Consider the following 16,915-nt stretch of genomic DNA (forward strand, 5'->3'; position numbering starts at 1 on the left):
ACTTATAAATCGCTATTTTTTAAATTTTTAACAGAGGGTTTTGTGCAAACAGTTAATCAAAGTGGGCGCCCCAAAGATCTAGAAAAACGTGCTCGTATCTTACAAGCCGCGAAAGCTATTTTTTTAAAATCTGGCTATCACGGTACCAGCATGAACCAGATTGCACAGGAAGCAGGTGTCACTAAGCTCACGGTTTATAATCACTTTCAAGACAAAGCCAATCTATTTATTTGCGCCATTACAGAAACCTGTGAAGAGTCTCTCTGCACTAAACAATTTGAATTAGATGCCTCGGCAGACTTTTGCCAGACACTCCACAGTGTTTGTTTACGTGCTTTGCAGATTATTTACTCAGCTGAAGCGCTTAAACTCGAGCACGTTTTATTTGAACTTGCAGCAGAACAAAGTCCTCTCGCTCTACAGTTTTTTGATGCATCTCATACCCGCCTGCAAAATCAATTAGCTGAGTTTTTGCAAAAAGCGGCTCAATTAGGTTTTATTCAAACCGATAATCCTACTTATCAAACCGAGCTTCTTATGTCCTTATTGCTTGGCGTACGCCACCAGAAGGTTTTACTTGGGATCATTGCTGTACCAAATGCTCATGAGCTTGAGCAAATTATTCAAGATGCAATTGCTTTATTCCTGCTCAAATATCGGAATTAAACCAAAGTCCGATTGCCAAAAGTTGCACTGAGTGCATGTCTTCTTTTAAGACGCCATAAGCGAATTAAATGTTATTTTTTAAGCAAAAATTCACATTTTCTTACGCTCAAAGCTTGGAATGTTTGTTAATCACGCTATATTCGATAAGGATAAGAACAGGAGAAAATAGCATGGTTCAGCAAATCGATGCGCCACTGCGCGAGGATGTCCGCTTACTTGGTAATTTATTAGGTGAAACCCTAAAGCAACATGCAGGACAAGAGCTGTTTAATCAGATCGAGCAAATTCGTGCCCTTGCTAAAGGTGCACGTGATGGCCAAGCTGAAGCCCAAAAGCAACTAGAACAATTATTTTTAAATTTACCCGACGATGAACTACTTCCCCTTACTCGAGCTTTTTCTCATTTCCTAAATTTTGCCAATATTGCCGAGCAATATCATGTTGTTCGTAGCCGCAGGCAGGCAGAATTTGATTCGGATGCCAACTCTCCGAATCCACTTGTTCACCTATTTGAAAAATTCAAAGATAAAAGTATTTCAACAGAAAAACTATTCCAACAAGTTTGTGATCTTGATATCGAGCTAGTGCTTACAGCACATCCGACCGAAGTCAGCCGTCGTACGCTCATTCAGAAATATGATGATATCAATGCGTGCTTGTCTCAGCTTGATCAGCAAAAACTCACTCCACGTGAGCGTCAAAGTGCACTTGCGAACCTAAAGCAACAAATTAGTTCGGCATGGCAAACAGATGAAATTCGTCAACATCGTCCGACTCCTGTTGATGAAGCAAAATGGGGCTTTGCGACGATTGAGCAAACGCTTTGGAATGCAGTACCTAAATTTATTCGTGAGTTAAATGAGTTGGTTCAAGAAAATTGCCAACAAAACTTACCACTTAACATTGCACCAGTGCGTTTCGCCTCTTGGATGGGTGGAGACCGCGATGGTAACCCAAATGTTACCCATCAAATTACACAAGAAGTTCTGTGGTTATCGCGCTGGCAGGCTGCCGATCTCTATTTAAGAGATATCGAAAACTTGCGTTGGGAACTTTCAATCCAGACCTGTTCTGAAGAAATGATTCAGGCCATTGGCAATCAGCATGCAGAACCTTATCGTGAGTATTTACGTGCAACACGAGAACGCTTAAAAGCGACTCGTCACTGGTTAGCTCAACGTTTGCAAGGACTCGAAGCAGACGATACGAATGTGATTAAAAGTAAAGATGAGCTCTTACAACCGTTATTATTGTGCTATCGCTCTTTAATCGACAGTAATCTGCCTGAAATTGCGAATGGTCAACTACTCGACTTTATCTACCGTGTGAACTGTTTTGGTATTGAACTACTTAAACTCGACATTCGCCAGGAATCAGGTCGTCACCGCCAAGCAATTTCAGCAATTACCGAATACTTAGGTTTAGGTAATTTTGAATCGTGGACTGAACAAGCACGCCAAAACTTCCTGATTCAGGAACTACAAAGCAAACGCCCACTTTTACCGAAATATATTAATGAACCTGAAGGCAGTTTGATTGGACACCCAGATGTTCAAGAAGTATTTGCAACCATGCGTACTTTGGCAGACCAACCGCCTGAATCTTTAGGAGCTTATATTATTTCTATGGCTGAATATCCAAGCGATGTTTTAGCTGTATTGTTATTACAAAAAGAAGCAGGTATTCAGCATCCTTTACGAGTAGTTCCTCTGTTTGAAACTTTAAAGGATTTAGATGGCGCTGCAACTACCATGAATACGCTGTTCAATATGCATTGGTATAAACAGCACATTCAGGGTAAACACGAAGTTATGATCGGTTACTCCGACTCTGCAAAAGATGCCGGATTTATGTCTGCCAACTGGGCGCAATATCGCGCTCAAGAAGAGCTGACTGCAATTGCTCAAACACACGGCGTACAGTTGACTCTGTTCCACGGTCGTGGTGGTTCAATTAGTCGTGGCGGTGCTCCAACTCAACAGGCTCTATTTTCACAGCCACCGGGTTCGATCTCGGGTGCAATCCGAGTGACTGAACAAGGTGAAATGATCCGCTTCAAATTCGGTTTAGAAGGGATTGCCATGCAAAACCTTGAAATCTATACCGCAGCAACACTTGAAGCGACCTTATTACCACCACCGGAACCTAAAGCTGAATGGCGTGAACTCATGAACCGTATGACAGATCATTCTGTTAAGGTCTATCGTCAAACAGTGCGTGAAAACCCACACTTCGTGAAATATTTACGGACCGTTACGCCTGAGCTTGAGTTACAAATGTTGCCACTAGGTTCGCGTCCGGCAAAACGTAAAGTGAGTGGCGGCATCGAGTCTTTACGTGCGATTCCATGGGTGTTTGCATGGACTCAAATCCGTTTAATGTTACCTGCATGGCTAGGCACTGGTGCAGCGATTAATGAGGTGATTGCAGATCAGCAAAAAGCAACGCTTGATGAAATGCTCCAGCAATGGCCTTATTTCCAGACACTCATCGATATGCTGGAAATGGTATTATCAAAAGCCGATGCTAATATTGCGCTCTACTACGAATCACATCTGACTGAAGATGAAGATTTAAAAGTACTCGGCAACCAATTACGTCAGCGATTAAAAGATGCTGTTGAAACCCTACTTGCTTTAAAAGATGAATCAAAACTTCTGAGTAATAACGAAGTTCTTGATCAGTCTATGCAAGTTCGCAAACCTTATTTACTGCCTTTACACCTTTTACAGGCTGAACTGATGAAACGCCGTCGTGATTATCTCGCTGAGCGTCAAGCAGAAAACACCCCTGTTGATCATGCGCTAATGGTGAGTATTGCAGGTATTGCTGCTGGTTTACGTAACACTGGCTAAGCTGATTTTACCGATTGTTTAACAAAGCAGTGCATTACCGATGCGCTGCTTTTTACTTACAAAGTTCCCCAGTTTTCTTAAATTTTCCCCGATTTTCTATTTTTTTAAATATTTTTTAAATATCATAAAATTAATTTTTATAAGAAAAAAATAACTAAATACGTACATTTAGAATTTAAAAAATTATACCAATCGTTAAAAAATAATTAATTTTCACTGACATACTTCTCTCTAGAGATTAAATGCATTCTCAAGAAAGAGTATCATTGCACCAATTAAAGAATAACGAGTTTATTTTATGTCCAATTGGTTTCCAAAATGGCAGCCTTACCAAGGTGATATTGACCATCGGCCAGTCTCTACCAATGAATATCTCCCTCCAGTTCAAAGTGCTATTTTAGGTATCCAACATGCGTTTGCCATGTTTGGAGCAACTGTTTTAGCACCATTACTCATGGGTTTTAACCCAAATCTTGCCATTTTAATGTCTGGCATCTGTACCATCCTGTTCTTCTTAATTACAGGTGGTCGCGTTCCAAGTTACTTAGGCTCAAGTTTTGCCTTTATTGGTGTGGTTGCAGCAGCGACTGGGCATATTACAGGTTCAGGTGCAAATCCCAACCTCTCTATGGCTTTAGGTGGAATCGTTGCGTGCGGTGTGTTTTATGCCCTCATCGGTTTTATTGTGATGCTCACTGGCACACGCTGGATTGAAAAACTTATGCCGCCTGTCGTTACTGGCGCGATTGTGATGATTATTGGTCTAAACCTTGCACCTGTTACGATTAAAGGTGTTGCAGGACAACCATTTGAAATGTGGATGGCACTCATTACAGTACTTTGTATGGGAAGTATTGCGGTCTTTACTCGCGGCTTATTGCAACGTCTACTTTTATTGGTCGGTTTGATCTTGGCCTATGTAATTTATGCCATCACCACCAACGGTCTAGGTTTAGGAAAACCAATCGATTTTAGTCAGATCTCTCAAGCTGCATGGTTCGGAATTCCAAGTTTTTCACACCCTACTTTTGACACCAGAGCTATGCTCATTATTGCTCCGGTTGCGCTTATTTTAGTAGCAGAAAACTTAGGGCATATTAAAGCTGTAGGTGCCATGACTGGTGAAAACCTGACTCCACAATTGGGCAAAGCATTTGTCGCAGATGGTTTGGCCACAACACTCTCTGGTAGCGTAGGTGCACCGGGTATGACCACTTATGGTGAAAACATTGGGGTCATGGCGGTAACTCGTGTCTATTCAACTATTGTTTTTGTTATTGCTGGTATCTTCGCTATTTTCTTGGGTTTATCTCCAAAATTTGGTGCAGTGATTAGTACCATCCCAAATGCTGTTTTAACAGGCGCGTCTATTGTCGTGTTTGGTTTAATTACCATTGCTGGTGCAAAAATCTGGATTGAAAATAAAGTCGATTTTTCTAACAATAAAAACCTGATTGTTGCTTCTGTGACGATTATTTTAGGTGCGGGAAACTTTGAATTGATGTTTGGTAATTTCAATTTAGGCGGCATTGGTACAGCAACGTTTGCAGCCATTATTTTGAACTGGTTGTTTAGTTTAAAAGATAAAACGTAAGTTCCAAAAGGCAGCATCAGCTGCCTTTTTTATTATTATTTTTCATCGCCCTTTCTTGATCACTTTTTAGTATCATGATCTCTTACCCTTCAATACGTTCCCTGTCATGCGTTTTGATTTTTTTGATTTACAACTGGTTCTCCATATTGTCTCTACAGGTAGCCTAACTAAAGGTGCAGATCGTTCCGCGATTTCACTTCAGGCTGCCAGCGAACGTATAAAAAAACTCGAACAATATTTTGAAACTCCTTTATTTATTCGCCAGACAACAGGAGTCGAACTCACGACCGCAGGACATGCTTTTACTGAGCATGCTCGTCAACTTTTGGCACAAAAAGATCAACTCGAACAAGAAATGCAGCGTTTTAGGCAAAAGACCACAGAATCATTGATCCTTTGGTGTAACTCTTCTGCTCAAAGTGAATATCTACCGCCTCTCTTACCGCAATATCTAGTACTACATCCCGAAATGAATATTGATTTGCACGAAGCCGAAAGCTCAGAAATTGTAGATGCATTAACACAAGGGGTTGCAAGTCTCGGTCTCGTTTCAAGTTTTTTTGATACTAGACATTTGCAAACTAAGGAATTTGCGAGTGATCCTTTAGTTCTGATTTGCCCTACTACCCACAATTTAGCTCAATACCAAGAGCTGAATTTGGTAGATGCTCTAAGCTATGGCTTTATTGGCCTTAAACCCCATCACTCTTTGCAGCAGTCCATCGAAACTCAAGCTAAATTACTAGGCTTTAACATACAGTACCGTTTACGTTTACCTAGCTTTGGCGCAATTGCTGAAGTTGTGGCGAAAGGTGTTGGAATTGCAATTATGCCCGCCCGCGCTGCACAGCGTTTGCAATCAGACTATGATTTTCATTCCATTCAACTGCTAGGGGCGTGGGCAAATCGTAAACTGCTTTTAGCCACACAAAATTTCAATCAACTCCCTCAAAGCTATCAACAGTTTTCTGATTTTTTACTGCAACATCGCCCTTAAATAGTTGGCTTAGTGCAAAACCATATAAATCCCTAATGACACTAAGCCAATGAAAAAAATACGACGGAATAACTGCTCATTCAGTCGATAACGGATTTTTTTACCTAACCACATTCCAACTAATGCAGCCAATAAAGCCGCAAAAGATAAACGATAATCTAGCGTTATTCCTGACATAGGGTTGTGGTGTAAAAAGACTGCAAGGCAAATGGTAGACACGGTAAAAGTCAGCCCCAAAGCCTGTACTAACTCATCACGTTTTAAATGCAACGACTGCAAGTAAGGCACTACTGGAATAATAATCACACCTGTTGCTACCGTCACTGCCCCACCGATATAACCAATGATGGGCGATAACCAACGTTCATGTGCCCCTAAGTGTGGAAGCTTCTTCACGCATAGACCATAGAGCCCATATAAAGCTAGCATGCAGCCCAATAAAATTTCGCTACTGTGACCATGACTTTGGCTCAAGGTGGGTAGAAAGCTCCATATTGACCCTACTACAATGCCCACTAGCAAAGTCCAGAAACGGCGAATAAAAGACCAGACATGCCCCTCAGCGAAAAGCTGCCAAACATTAGTGACCATTGAAGGAACAATCAGAAGAGATGCTGCTTGAAAAGGACTCATTGCGATGGTGAGTAGGCCCATCGATACCGCTGGCAACCCTAAGCCGATCATGCCTTTAATCATGCCAGCAAAGGCAAAAACCACCATAATAATTGCTAGAAATGTCACTGTTTATCTCCGATTCCCTACAAGGCTATGCTACGGAAAAAACAGGTTTTGCCCTATTCTTGTTTTTAGGAGAAGGCCTCAATTAAAAGTTGAGGCCGTTTTATATTTTTCTTCTAATACATTGCTAAAAATACTTTCAATCATCCAAACACGATACAAACTATTAAATACATAGCTTTGCCCATCAATACGCAACTCTAAAACTGGTAAATCAGGCTGATGCTTATCTCTGCAAAATGCGTCATTTTGCGACAGAACAGCTGGCACATCCTGCTCAGTTAACTGCTCAATTCCCAATTGCTGCTGTAATTCTTGGAAATGCTTTTTGAAAGATAAATCTTTGCCTTTTGTCCAAACAGCCTGCAAGATCGTAAAAACCGTATCGATTTGCTGATTTTCAGACACGCTATAGAAAAGCTTTGCCATCTCAAGCGTACTTTCTTCTGTAGGACGGCAAAAAGGGGTAAAAGCTACATCTGTTCGTTTAGAAACACGGGTTGCCAAACTCCAGTCAAACCAGTCTCGGCCTTGATAGCTTAAGGGGTAAACTTTTAATTGAATGTCATAATAATCGGCCAGCTCTTCCTTAATATAAGCAAGTAACAGCCAACTCATTGGATCTTCTAAGGCAATATATATATCGAGTTCAGGACGAAGTGTTTGAATTTCGGTAAGTGCCTCAGCATCATTAATCAAATGTTCACGCCATTCGATATGATTAATTAAAAAGATCGGATTACCAGTCAGTAACTTTTGCTGTTTTAGACGACGGGTTAAACGTAATAAATCATCTACTGCATGATACTTACGTCCACCAAATTCAAAGTACGCCGCCGGTACAGGTTCATCCGTAAAAATACGTTCTGAAAAATGTTGAGGAAGCTGATGTTTAACTGCCATGGCATGTAAAGTACGCAGCTTTCCATATTGCTGCTGCCAAAGCATGTGAAAAATATCTTCTAGTAAATGTAAGAAATTCTGACCTTGTAATGGAGTTCTTTTTAATATGACAGCGGCTTGTTTTAAAGATTCTTGGCTTGGGATTTCTGGAAATTCATCAAAAGCAAAACGGTGTTGCTTGGCTAATATTTTGGCATCATTCAGACAATAATTTTGCCACTCTTCATGTGACATACCATTTGGAGGTTCAGAAGCCGTATGGGAAATAATAATTTTTAAAGGCTTAAGTTCATCACTTAAAATCTCATCGAGCTGAGACAATTGCTGAACAGCCAAATAGCTATACACATCATCAAGTCGTAAATAAATACTTAAACCATTTTCCGTGGGTAACACCGCTTGACGAGAGGGTTTTTGGTAAAACCAACTCGATCGGATAGGGTCAAACCAACGGCGTAGCAGTGACATGAATAGTGCCTCTAAAAAATAAAATCCTAAGCTAGACCAAAAAACTGCTTTGATCGCAGTACAAAGTGCAGCAGAAGCTTAATATACAAAATACTGACGAGCTCTGCTTACGCAGAACAAATATCAAGTTATTGCACGTGTTCCTGCATCGGTGAAGATTTTATCATCATTTTATGACAAACCCATAGAATGACTTGCAACACCCTAATCTACAAGCCTATTTTTTTCATCAGGCGAAAAAATGCACCCTCAACAGATAATAATTCATCGTGCTGAAAAGTGCATAATTTCTACTCAATTATTAAAATTGAATATTTTATAGAACGCGTACAGCTCCTTTCGCCGCACTTGTTGTATGCATTGCATAAACTTTTAACGCTTTTGATACTTTACGTTTACGTTCTTCTTTCGGGTGCCAGCCTTTCGCCTCTTGAACTGTACGACGGTGCGCCATAGTCGCATCATCAACGTTCAAGTGAATGGTACGGTTTGGAATATCAATTTCAATGGTATCGCCATCTTCAACCAAACCAATGGCACCGCCTTCAGCAGCTTCTGGCGAAACATGTCCAATCGAAAGACCTGATGAACCACCAGAGAAACGACCATCTGTAACTAATGCACAGTCTTTTCCTAAACCTTTTGATTTAAGATAGCTGGTTGGGTAAAGCATTTCTTGCATACCCGGACCACCACGTGGACCTTCATAACGAATAACAACGACATCGCCAGCTTTAATATCATGACCCAAGATTGCATCTACAGCAGCATCTTGACTCTCAAACACGCGCGCTGTACCAGTAAATTTTAGGATAGATTCATCTACACCCGCAGTTTTCACAATACAACCATCAAGAGCGATGTTGCCGTATAGCACAGCTAAACCACCATCTTTAGAAAATGCATGTTCTGCATTGCGGATAACGCCTTTTTCACGATCGCCATCTAAAGTTGCATAGTAACGATTTTGAGAGAATGCAACTTGTGTTGGTACACCACCCGGAGATGAGCGATAGAACTCATATACGTCTGCATCTTCAGTGCGAATAATATCCCACTTATCCAATGCATCTTTTAAAGTTTTCTCATGTACGGTTGGTAGTGATACATCAAGTAAATTCGCACGATCAAGTTCACCTAAAATGGCCATGATGCCACCTGCACGGTGTACATCTTCCATATGAACATCTTGTTTTGCAGGCGCTACTTTAGACAATACAGGCACTCGACGTGATAGTTCGTCAATATCGTCCATGGTAAAGTCAACTTCCGCTTCACTTGCTGCAGCCAATAAGTGTAGAACGGTATTGGTTGAACCACCCATTGCAATATCAAGCGTCATGGCATTTTTAAATGCAGCCTTTGTTGCAATTGAACGAGGTAAAATGCTTGCATCTTCTTGTTCGTAATAGCGCTTAGCCAATTCAACAATAAGCTGACCTGCTTTTAAGAATAATTTTTTACGATTAGCATGTGTCGCGACAATCGAACCATTACCCGGTAAAGATAAACCTAACGCTTCGGTTAAACAGTTCATTGAGTTTGCAGTGAACATACCTGAACATGAACCACAGGTTGGACATGCTGAACGTTCAAATTCTTCAACTTCTTCGTCTGTATAACTTTCATCAGCTGCAACAACCATTGCATCAACAAGATCAATCGCTTTTTCATTACCGCGGAATTTGACCTTACCTGCTTCCATTGGTCCACCAGACACAAAAACCACAGGAATATTCAAGCGCATCGCAGCCATGAGCATTCCCGGAGTAATCTTGTCACAGTTAGAAATACAGACCATAGCATCAGCACAATGCGCATTCACCATGTACTCTACTGAGTCAGCAATCAAATCACGTGATGGTAAAGAATAAAGCATGCCGTCATGCCCCATTGCGATCCCGTCGTCTACTGCGATCGTATTGAACTCTTTAGCCACACCACCTGATGCCTGAATTTCTGCTGCAACAAGCTGCCCTAGATCTTTAAGATGTACATGGCCCGGAACAAATTGAGTAAATGAATTGACCACCGCAATAATCGGTTTGCCGAAATCTTCATCTTTCATTCCTGTTGCACGCCATAAGCCACGTGCGCCAGCCATATTTCTTCCGTGTGTCGATGTTTTTGAACGATAGTCAGGCATTAGTGTTTCCAACAAGTTGTGCTTGAGCGAAATTTCTCCCACTCTGGCTGAATGATACTGATATAGCGTTAGATCAGTCGGAATATTGACTCATCATCATAATTTGATCATTCTCCATTCTATAGAAGCAAATAATATTCGGAAAGCCAAGAACAGTAATAGTCAGTCAATATTTAGCAAAACTTACATGAATAATTTTTTATTTTTTCATAACCTTTTTTTATCAATAAAAGTTTTTCAATAATTTTTTGTTCACTATTTAAAAACCAAATCTCTCAATAGCTATGAGTTTAGGGCTTCAAACGTTTTTCACGTATACTATCCACAAACTCTTTTTGGATTGCATTTGTGAAAATTATTTTTGCTGGCACCCCCGAATTTGCTGCAACAGCATTGGCGGCTTTATTAAAAACTTCCCATGAAATTATCGCGGTTTATACTCAACCAGACCGTAAAGCTGGTCGCGGACAAAAATTAACGCCCTCTCCTGTAAAACAGCTTGCCCTTGAACATAATATTCCTGTTTATCAACCCCTTCACTTTAAAGCTTCAACTGAAGAAGGCTTGGCAGCGCAACAAGAACTCGCTGCTTTAGGTGCTGATGTGATGGTGGTTGCTGCCTATGGTTTGATTCTTCCACAAGCTGTACTCGATACACCTAAATATGGCTGTTTAAACATTCACGGCTCATTATTACCACGATGGCGGGGTGCAGCACCAATTCAGCGCGCAATCGCAACAGGTGATGATGAAACAGGCATTACCATTATGCAGATGGCTGCTGGTTTAGATACAGGCGATATGATGTATAAAACCTACTGCCCAATCACCGCCGAAGAGACCTCTGCCAGCTTGCATGACAAATTAGCTGTTCAAGGTGCAGAAGCGATTTGTACAGTACTCGAGTCAGAAGCAACATTACAAAAATATTTGGCAGAACGTGAAGTTCAAGATGAAAGCCTAACAGTATATGCACATAAATTAGTGAAATCAGAAGCTCGAATTGACTGGTCAACTGATGCTATTCAACTTGACCGAAATATTCGTGCGTTCAACCCTTGGCCTGTTGCCTTCGTTCAGTTAGATGAAAATAATGCACTGCGTGTTTGGAGCTCAACAATTTCTAGTCAAAACAAAGCGAATGCCCAAGCTGGTGAAATTATCGCGATTGATAAGCAAGGCGTACATGTTGCTTGTGGGCAAGATTCCTTTATTTGTTTGACCAGTGTGCAATGGCCGGGCGGCAAAGCAATGAATGCCCAACAAATTGGCCAAACTCAAAAACTTCACGTAGGACAAATTCTGCCATGAGTCAGGTTTCATCAAATTCGTCACGATTTAACTTACGTGCTCAAGTCGTCCAGACGTTATTAAAAGTTCAGCAAGGCCAATCACTCGCTAGTATTTTAAATACACAGCTGAATCAAGTTGCAGAACGTGACCGTGCACTATTTCATGAACTTGTTCTGGGTACATTGCGTCAATGGTTTGCGCTTAAATCAATTAGCTTACCTTTACTCAGCAAACCGTTAAACAATGAAACTGTTGAAACCTGTCTTTACGTCGGTCTTTATCAAGTTTTATGCACGCGTATTGCTGCACACGCTGCGATCTCTGAAACAGTAGACGCCACTAAACAACTTGGGTTCCCAGCACTCAGCGGCATTGTGAATGCTATTTTGCGCCGAGCGACGCGTGAAACTGATGAATTTCAACAAGGTTTACAACAGGCGCATGGCTTACCAAGTTGGCTTTATAAGCGTGTGAAAAAAGATTGGGGTGAACAAACCGAATCTCTATGCCAATCATTAAAGCAAGTCGCACCTTTAACCTTAAGGGTTAATCAACGCCACATTGGCCGAGACGCTTATTTAGTAAAATTACAAAGTTTAGAAATTAAAGCACGTGCATGTATTTTGTCTGAAGCAGGCATCGTCCTTGAACAATCTGTTCAAATTACCCAGCTACCTGGTTTTGAAGAGGGATGGTTTTCTGTACAAGACGAACACGCTCAGCTTTGCGCAGAATTATTACCAGATTTAAATAATAAAACAGTGATTGATGCTTGTGCAGCTCCCGGTGGAAAAACGGCTCATTTACTCGAAAAGTTTAAACCGGCTAAGCTCATTGCCATTGACCAAGATTCTAACCGTTTAGTCCGTGTGACTGAAAATTTAAACCGTTTAGCACTCGATCAAACTCATACAGAAATTTTGGCAGCTGATGCAACCCAATGGGTTCCAGCGCAGCCTGTAGATTGTATTGTGCTAGATGCGCCTTGCTCTGCAACAGGGGTTATTCGACGTCATCCTGATATACGCCTTTTACGCCAATCTAGCGATATAGGCCAAACGATTGAGCTACAAAAGCAGATCTTGCAGCACATGTGGCAACAGCTCAAAGCTGGCGGCACACTGCTCTACATCACATGTTCAGTTTTAAAAGCTGAAAATGAACAGCAAATGATAGATTTCTTCGCAGAACGTACTGATGCGAAAGAAATTAAAATTGAAGCAGATTGGGGTATTGAGCAAATTCATGGCCGACAATTGCTGCCGCAAGCGCAATCTGGCGATGGATTTTATTATTGTAAAATTCAAAAAATTGCATAAAAAAAGCAGGCTTCGAGCCTGCTTTTTACTAGATCAGCATCAAAGCGTATGCTGATCTTTTACATCCTCTAAAACGTCATCTAACTCTTCAGGATGTTTCGACAAATGTAGAATGGATAAAATCAATCCACCCCATAAAAACACCATCGAAATCACCATCATCACGATTGCCGAAGTATTCATTATTTTATCCTCCTAGCGATCTTTCATTTTGCTTAACACGATTGCAACGACCGCACAGAAAATCACACTGCCCCAGCCGAATACACCTTGTAAGCTCATACTATAAGTATCATAGCCATTTTTGATCAAATTAAAAACAGTCAAACAGAGTGTAGTTAACAAGATTAGAGATGTAATAACCGTTAAAGTGAAATCCCATCCCTTACCAACTTGGATGGTTGAGATACGATTTATATGGTCACTAAGTTCTTTAAGAGCTGAACGTTTAAACCAAGCTACGCTAATAATTGATATTAATGCGCCACCAATAATCCCGATGTTATTAATAAAGTGATCGACAATATCAACTAGTTTAATTGCATTTACACTTGAGAATAGAATAATTGATACGAGCGCACTACCACCACCAATAATGGTTACAGCTTTTTTACGGCCCCATTTCAATTTATCTTGCATTGCTGCAATAGGCACTTCCAAAATACTGACCATCGAAGAAATACCTGCGACGAAAAGTGAAGAGAAGAATAAGAGACCAAATAAATCGGCACCTGTACCTAAACTTGAAATAATTTTAGGGAATGCAATAAATGCCAATCCAATCCCGCCACTCACCACATCTTTAACTTCAGTACCAGCAGCATGTGCCATAAAACCTAGCGCTGCAAAAATACCAATACCCGCTAAAATCTCTGTTGATGCATTTGCAAAACCAACGATTAAGCCAGAACCCGTTAAATTAGTTTTTGGTTTCAAATATGATGCATACGTCACCATGATCCCGAAGCCAACAGAGAGAGAGAAGAAGGTATGACCATAAGCGGCTAACCAAACTTTATAATCCATCATTGCTGACCAGTTTGGCGTAAAGAATGCATTCAAACCTTGAACTGCACCCGGCAAACGCAATGACTGAATCACCAAAATAGTGAATAGAACGAATAATAATGGCATGAAAATCTTATTAGATAATTCCACACCCTTTTTCACGCCACCATAAAGAATGATTAAAGTAAGTGCCCAAATTCCAACAATCGGCCAGAATAAATGACTTACAAACTGTAGATCAAAACCAGTCGCTTTTGAGGTTTGTAGGTAAGTATTAAAGAAGAAACCTTCTGGATCACTTCCCCACATTTGACCAATAGAGAAGTAAACGTAACTACCTGCCCAAGTCAGGACACTTGCATAATACAAACCGATGATGATGCAGACACAAACCTGCCACCACCCTAAAGTTTCTCCGCCTTTAAATAAAGCACGATATGCTTTTGGAGGCGAACCAGTACTACGATGGCCTACCGCATAATCTAAAAATAGTAACGGTAAACCAGCAGTAATGAGTGCCAATAGATAGGGAATAAGAAACGCACCACCACCATTTTCATAAGCAACGTATGGAAAGCGCCAAATATTACCTAAGCCTACAGCCGAGCCAACGGCTGCAATAATAAAACCAGATCGTGACGTCCAGTTTTCACGAGAATCTGCCATAAAACACCTAATGTTAAAAGATTACTTATTTTTACTGCTATTGTTGATTGTTATTCCGCATGCAAAAAAAGAACCAAAAAATACTTTTGTGTTTGTAGAAAATAAAAAGAACCTTTTGAGTATTTTTATTCCCTTAACAAACAAGCAAAAATAGAAAATTCTTCCTTAAAGATTTTTGTCCATTTTTTGCTCCTATATAGCTGAACAATACCTGTTTTTATTTCTTTTTACTGTAATTTCCGTCAGAAATTTTACGAATTTTCTGAGTTTTTTTCACAATTGGTTATTTTTCAGCTTATCTTTACGCCCTAAAACTTAGGTTCAGACATTATTGTTCAATGATATTTTATTCCAATTCATTGAAAGAGCTCTTCAATTACTCGACTTATCCAGTAATTTATTCTTAACTCTTCAGTTTTCAATTAAGATTTAAATGTCACCTTACTGTTCGATGACAAAATTTATACTAAAATTTTTATACGCTTAGTGACATCAAAATTAATAAATAAATATTAGTTATTTGAAATACATGGATTTTTATTCAGTCTCAAAAAATCTTATAGATATATACTCGATAGGCTTATTTTTTATCAATGCATCTGTAGCAAGATGTCTATATCATGCGCTCGAAGATTTCTTTTATTCGGATGTTAAAATGAAAATATTAAAAATGTCTTTATTAGCGCTCGGGATGGGCTTAAGTGGCTTTGCTCAAGCAGACTTTGTTGGAGTCAAAGGAGAAGTAGGCTACTGGTTTTATGATGGTAAAGCTAATATGTCTTCTCAATTCCCTGATGATCAGGATCTAGATCAAAAAGGTAGTGCTCAACTCTCATTGTCAGTAGAACACCCAATCCCATTTATTCCAAATGCAAAAATTCGTTATGTAAATTTAGATACTCAAACTAAATCAGAAACTCTAGGTCAAGCTAACTATAAAGTTGATTTAGATCATAGCGATTTTATTCTCTATTACGAATTACTAGATAATATTGTGAGTGTAGATGCTGGACTTGGTGCAACTGTACTAAATGGTGATATCACTGCGTATACAGGTAAGCGTGTGGATATTGATAAAACATATCCTATTGCTTATTTGTCAGGTGAAGTAAAACTTCCATTTACAGGCTTAAGTGCTAGAGGTGAAGCAACCTATACAAACTTTGACGATGCACGAATCACAGATGCATTAGCAGAAGTAAAATATAAGTTTGCAGATAACCTATTAATTGACCTGGGTTTAACAGCAGGCTATCGCATACTCAATATCGATTTAGATGACTACGATAACAATGACCTTAAATTTGAATTTAAAGGCCCGTATATTGGTCTAGAAGCACATTTCTAAATCAGAATCAGCTCAAAATTTCCCCCATAGATAAAAAAAGAACTCTATAAGAGTTCTTTTTTTTATTCAATCATACTCACATATCTGGGATATCCTTGAATTCTCTGACACCATGCTTGAATATTTGGGTATAACTTTAAATCGAAGCCACCTTCATCAGCCACATGTGTATAAGCATATAGCGCAATATCAGCAATAGTGAGTTGTGGTCCTGTAAGATAGTCGTGCTCTGCTAATACTTTTTCCATAATAGACAATGCTTTATGCCCTTTTGGCTGTAAATTATAATATTCGGTTCTTCTATCTTCTGGTAAACCTAAATATTTATTAATAAAACGTGCAACTGCAATAAAAGGTTCATGGCTATATTGTTCAAAGAACATCCATTGGTACATTTTTGCTTTAATAAAAAGATCTATAGGAATAAATTTTGTTCCCTCAGCTAAGTAACCTAAAATAGCATTCGATTCACTTAAAACACGACCGTCTTCCAGAACTAATACAGGTATTTTTCCATTAGGGTTTAGGGATAAAAACTCTTGAGTTTGAGTATCTTTTTTTAAAATATCAATATGAATCCATCTATGATTAATATTTAATAAGGAAAGTAAGAGTTTGATTTTATAGCAATTACCCGAATCTACATCACCATAGATTTTCATATGTACTTCTCTCTTATTATTTATGCTTAAATAGATAATTTTCTTATTATTTATAGCACAGCTCTCTCATAATATTCCTATATTTTTATTCCACTTTTTCTTTACTTCCTAAGGTGTTACTCCGTTATTTCCAGGCATAAAAAAACACCCTCAACTGTTAAGTTGAGGGTGTTTAGAATAATGAGCTGGCGATGACTTACTCTCACATGGGAAACCCCACACTACCATCAGCGCTAAGAGGTTTCACTTCTG

At 39.7% G+C, this 16,915-nt stretch carries 13 protein-coding genes; 7 read left to right on the plus strand and 6 right to left on the minus strand.

The genetic code is table 11. From position 1 onward, the window contains the following. The first annotated feature begins 42 nt into the window (after window positions 1–42). The 4 genes from RMB13_RS03725 to RMB13_RS03740 all read left to right on the plus strand — a co-directional run bounded on the left by RMB13_RS03725 (window position 43) and on the right by RMB13_RS03740 (window position 6,112). Window positions 43–666: a TetR/AcrR family transcriptional regulator gene (locus tag RMB13_RS03725; protein WP_311084447.1), complete on the plus strand. Its 624-nt coding sequence runs from the start codon at window positions 43–45 to the stop codon at window positions 664–666. Window positions 667–836: 170 nt separating this feature from the next. Continuing rightward, on the plus strand, window positions 837–3,521 hold the full coding sequence (gene ppc, locus RMB13_RS03730) for a phosphoenolpyruvate carboxylase (RefSeq protein ID WP_003654312.1): 2,685 nt from the start codon (window positions 837–839) through the stop codon (window positions 3,519–3,521). 298 nt (window positions 3,522–3,819) lie between these two features. Further along, window positions 3,820–5,115, plus strand: a complete 1,296-nt coding sequence (locus RMB13_RS03735) for a solute carrier family 23 protein (protein ID WP_017388876.1) — start codon at window positions 3,820–3,822, stop codon at window positions 5,113–5,115. A gap of 106 nt (window positions 5,116–5,221) precedes the next feature. Beyond that, window positions 5,222–6,112 (plus strand): LysR family transcriptional regulator, encoded by an 891-nt coding sequence (locus tag RMB13_RS03740; protein ID WP_307013430.1) that lies wholly within the window; start codon window positions 5,222–5,224, stop codon window positions 6,110–6,112. Between the two features lie 9 nt (window positions 6,113–6,121). Here RMB13_RS03740 and RMB13_RS03745 read toward each other — a convergent pair whose 3' ends face one another. The 3 genes from RMB13_RS03745 to ilvD all read right to left on the minus strand — a co-directional run bounded on the left by RMB13_RS03745 (window position 6,122) and on the right by ilvD (window position 10,367). After that, a complete protein-coding gene (locus RMB13_RS03745) occupies window positions 6,122–6,853 on the minus strand; it encodes a sulfite exporter TauE/SafE family protein (RefSeq protein ID WP_311084448.1) in 732 nt (243 codons plus the stop codon). Window positions 6,854–6,931: 78 nt separating this feature from the next. Then, on the minus strand, window positions 6,932–8,221 hold the full coding sequence (locus tag RMB13_RS03750) for a hypothetical protein (RefSeq protein ID WP_311084449.1): 1,290 nt from the start codon (window positions 8,219–8,221) through the stop codon (window positions 6,932–6,934). A 316-nt stretch (window positions 8,222–8,537) separates the two neighbouring features. Next, a complete protein-coding gene (gene ilvD / locus RMB13_RS03755) occupies window positions 8,538–10,367 on the minus strand; it encodes a dihydroxy-acid dehydratase (protein WP_003654323.1) in 1,830 nt (609 codons plus the stop codon). Window positions 10,368–10,715: 348 nt separating this feature from the next. Here ilvD and fmt point away from each other — a divergent pair, with 348 nt between their 5' ends. Then, window positions 10,716–11,678 (plus strand): methionyl-tRNA formyltransferase, encoded by a 963-nt coding sequence (fmt, locus tag RMB13_RS03760; protein WP_311084450.1) that lies wholly within the window; start codon window positions 10,716–10,718, stop codon window positions 11,676–11,678. Then, a complete protein-coding gene (gene rsmB, locus RMB13_RS03765) occupies window positions 11,675–12,979 on the plus strand; it encodes a 16S rRNA (cytosine(967)-C(5))-methyltransferase RsmB (protein WP_311084451.1) in 1,305 nt (434 codons plus the stop codon). The genes fmt and rsmB overlap by 4 nt, the downstream gene beginning before the upstream one ends. A 39-nt stretch (window positions 12,980–13,018) precedes the next feature. Here rsmB and RMB13_RS03770 read toward each other — a convergent pair whose 3' ends face one another. Together RMB13_RS03770 and RMB13_RS03775 are read right to left on the minus strand one after the other, a co-directional pair. After that, window positions 13,019–13,162 carry a methionine/alanine import family NSS transporter small subunit gene (locus tag RMB13_RS03770; RefSeq protein WP_004640212.1) on the minus strand — a complete coding sequence of 48 codons (144 nt, stop codon included), beginning with the start codon at window positions 13,160–13,162 and terminating at the stop codon, window positions 13,019–13,021. 12 nt (window positions 13,163–13,174) lie between these two features. Next, window positions 13,175–14,653 (minus strand): sodium-dependent transporter, encoded by a 1,479-nt coding sequence (locus RMB13_RS03775; protein ID WP_005037781.1) that lies wholly within the window; start codon window positions 14,651–14,653, stop codon window positions 13,175–13,177. A 655-nt stretch (window positions 14,654–15,308) separates the two neighbouring features. Here RMB13_RS03775 and RMB13_RS03780 point away from each other — a divergent pair. Further along, window positions 15,309–16,001 (plus strand): TIGR04219 family outer membrane beta-barrel protein, encoded by a 693-nt coding sequence (locus RMB13_RS03780; RefSeq protein WP_311084452.1) that lies wholly within the window; start codon window positions 15,309–15,311, stop codon window positions 15,999–16,001. A 62-nt stretch (window positions 16,002–16,063) separates the two neighbouring features. On the opposite strand, the gene RMB13_RS03785 is transcribed toward RMB13_RS03780, so the two are convergent. Further along, window positions 16,064–16,663, minus strand: a complete 600-nt coding sequence (locus RMB13_RS03785) for a glutathione S-transferase family protein (RefSeq protein WP_311084453.1) — start codon at window positions 16,661–16,663, stop codon at window positions 16,064–16,066. Between the last annotated feature and the right edge of the window lie 252 nt (window positions 16,664–16,915).

This window comes from Acinetobacter sp. V102_4 (genome assembly GCF_031799005.1).
Classification (GTDB): domain Bacteria; phylum Pseudomonadota; class Gammaproteobacteria; order Pseudomonadales; family Moraxellaceae; genus Acinetobacter; species Acinetobacter calcoaceticus.

Excerpts from the sequence above, each read along its gene's own strand:
- ppc (WP_003654312.1), top strand. The coding sequence starts at position 837 with ATGGTTCAGCAAATCGATGCGCCACTGCGCGAGGATGTCCGCTTACTT.
- RMB13_RS03735 (WP_017388876.1), top strand. The coding sequence starts at position 3,820 with ATGTCCAATTGGTTTCCAAAATGGCAGCCTTACCAAGGTGATATTGAC.
- RMB13_RS03740 (WP_307013430.1), top strand. The coding sequence starts at position 5,222 with ATGCGTTTTGATTTTTTTGATTTACAACTGGTTCTCCATATTGTCTCT.
- RMB13_RS03750 (WP_311084449.1), bottom strand. The coding sequence starts at position 8,221 with ATGTCACTGCTACGCCGTTGGTTTGACCCTATCCGATCGAGTTGGTTT.
- ilvD (WP_003654323.1), bottom strand. The coding sequence starts at position 10,367 with ATGCCTGACTATCGTTCAAAAACATCGACACACGGAAGAAATATGGCT.
- rsmB (WP_311084451.1), top strand. The coding sequence starts at position 11,675 with ATGAGTCAGGTTTCATCAAATTCGTCACGATTTAACTTACGTGCTCAA.
- RMB13_RS03770 (WP_004640212.1), bottom strand. The coding sequence starts at position 13,162 with ATGAATACTTCGGCAATCGTGATGATGGTGATTTCGATGGTGTTTTTA.
- RMB13_RS03775 (WP_005037781.1), bottom strand. The coding sequence starts at position 14,653 with ATGGCAGATTCTCGTGAAAACTGGACGTCACGATCTGGTTTTATTATT.
- RMB13_RS03780 (WP_311084452.1), top strand. The coding sequence starts at position 15,309 with ATGAAAATATTAAAAATGTCTTTATTAGCGCTCGGGATGGGCTTAAGT.
- RMB13_RS03785 (WP_311084453.1), bottom strand. The coding sequence starts at position 16,663 with ATGAAAATCTATGGTGATGTAGATTCGGGTAATTGCTATAAAATCAAA.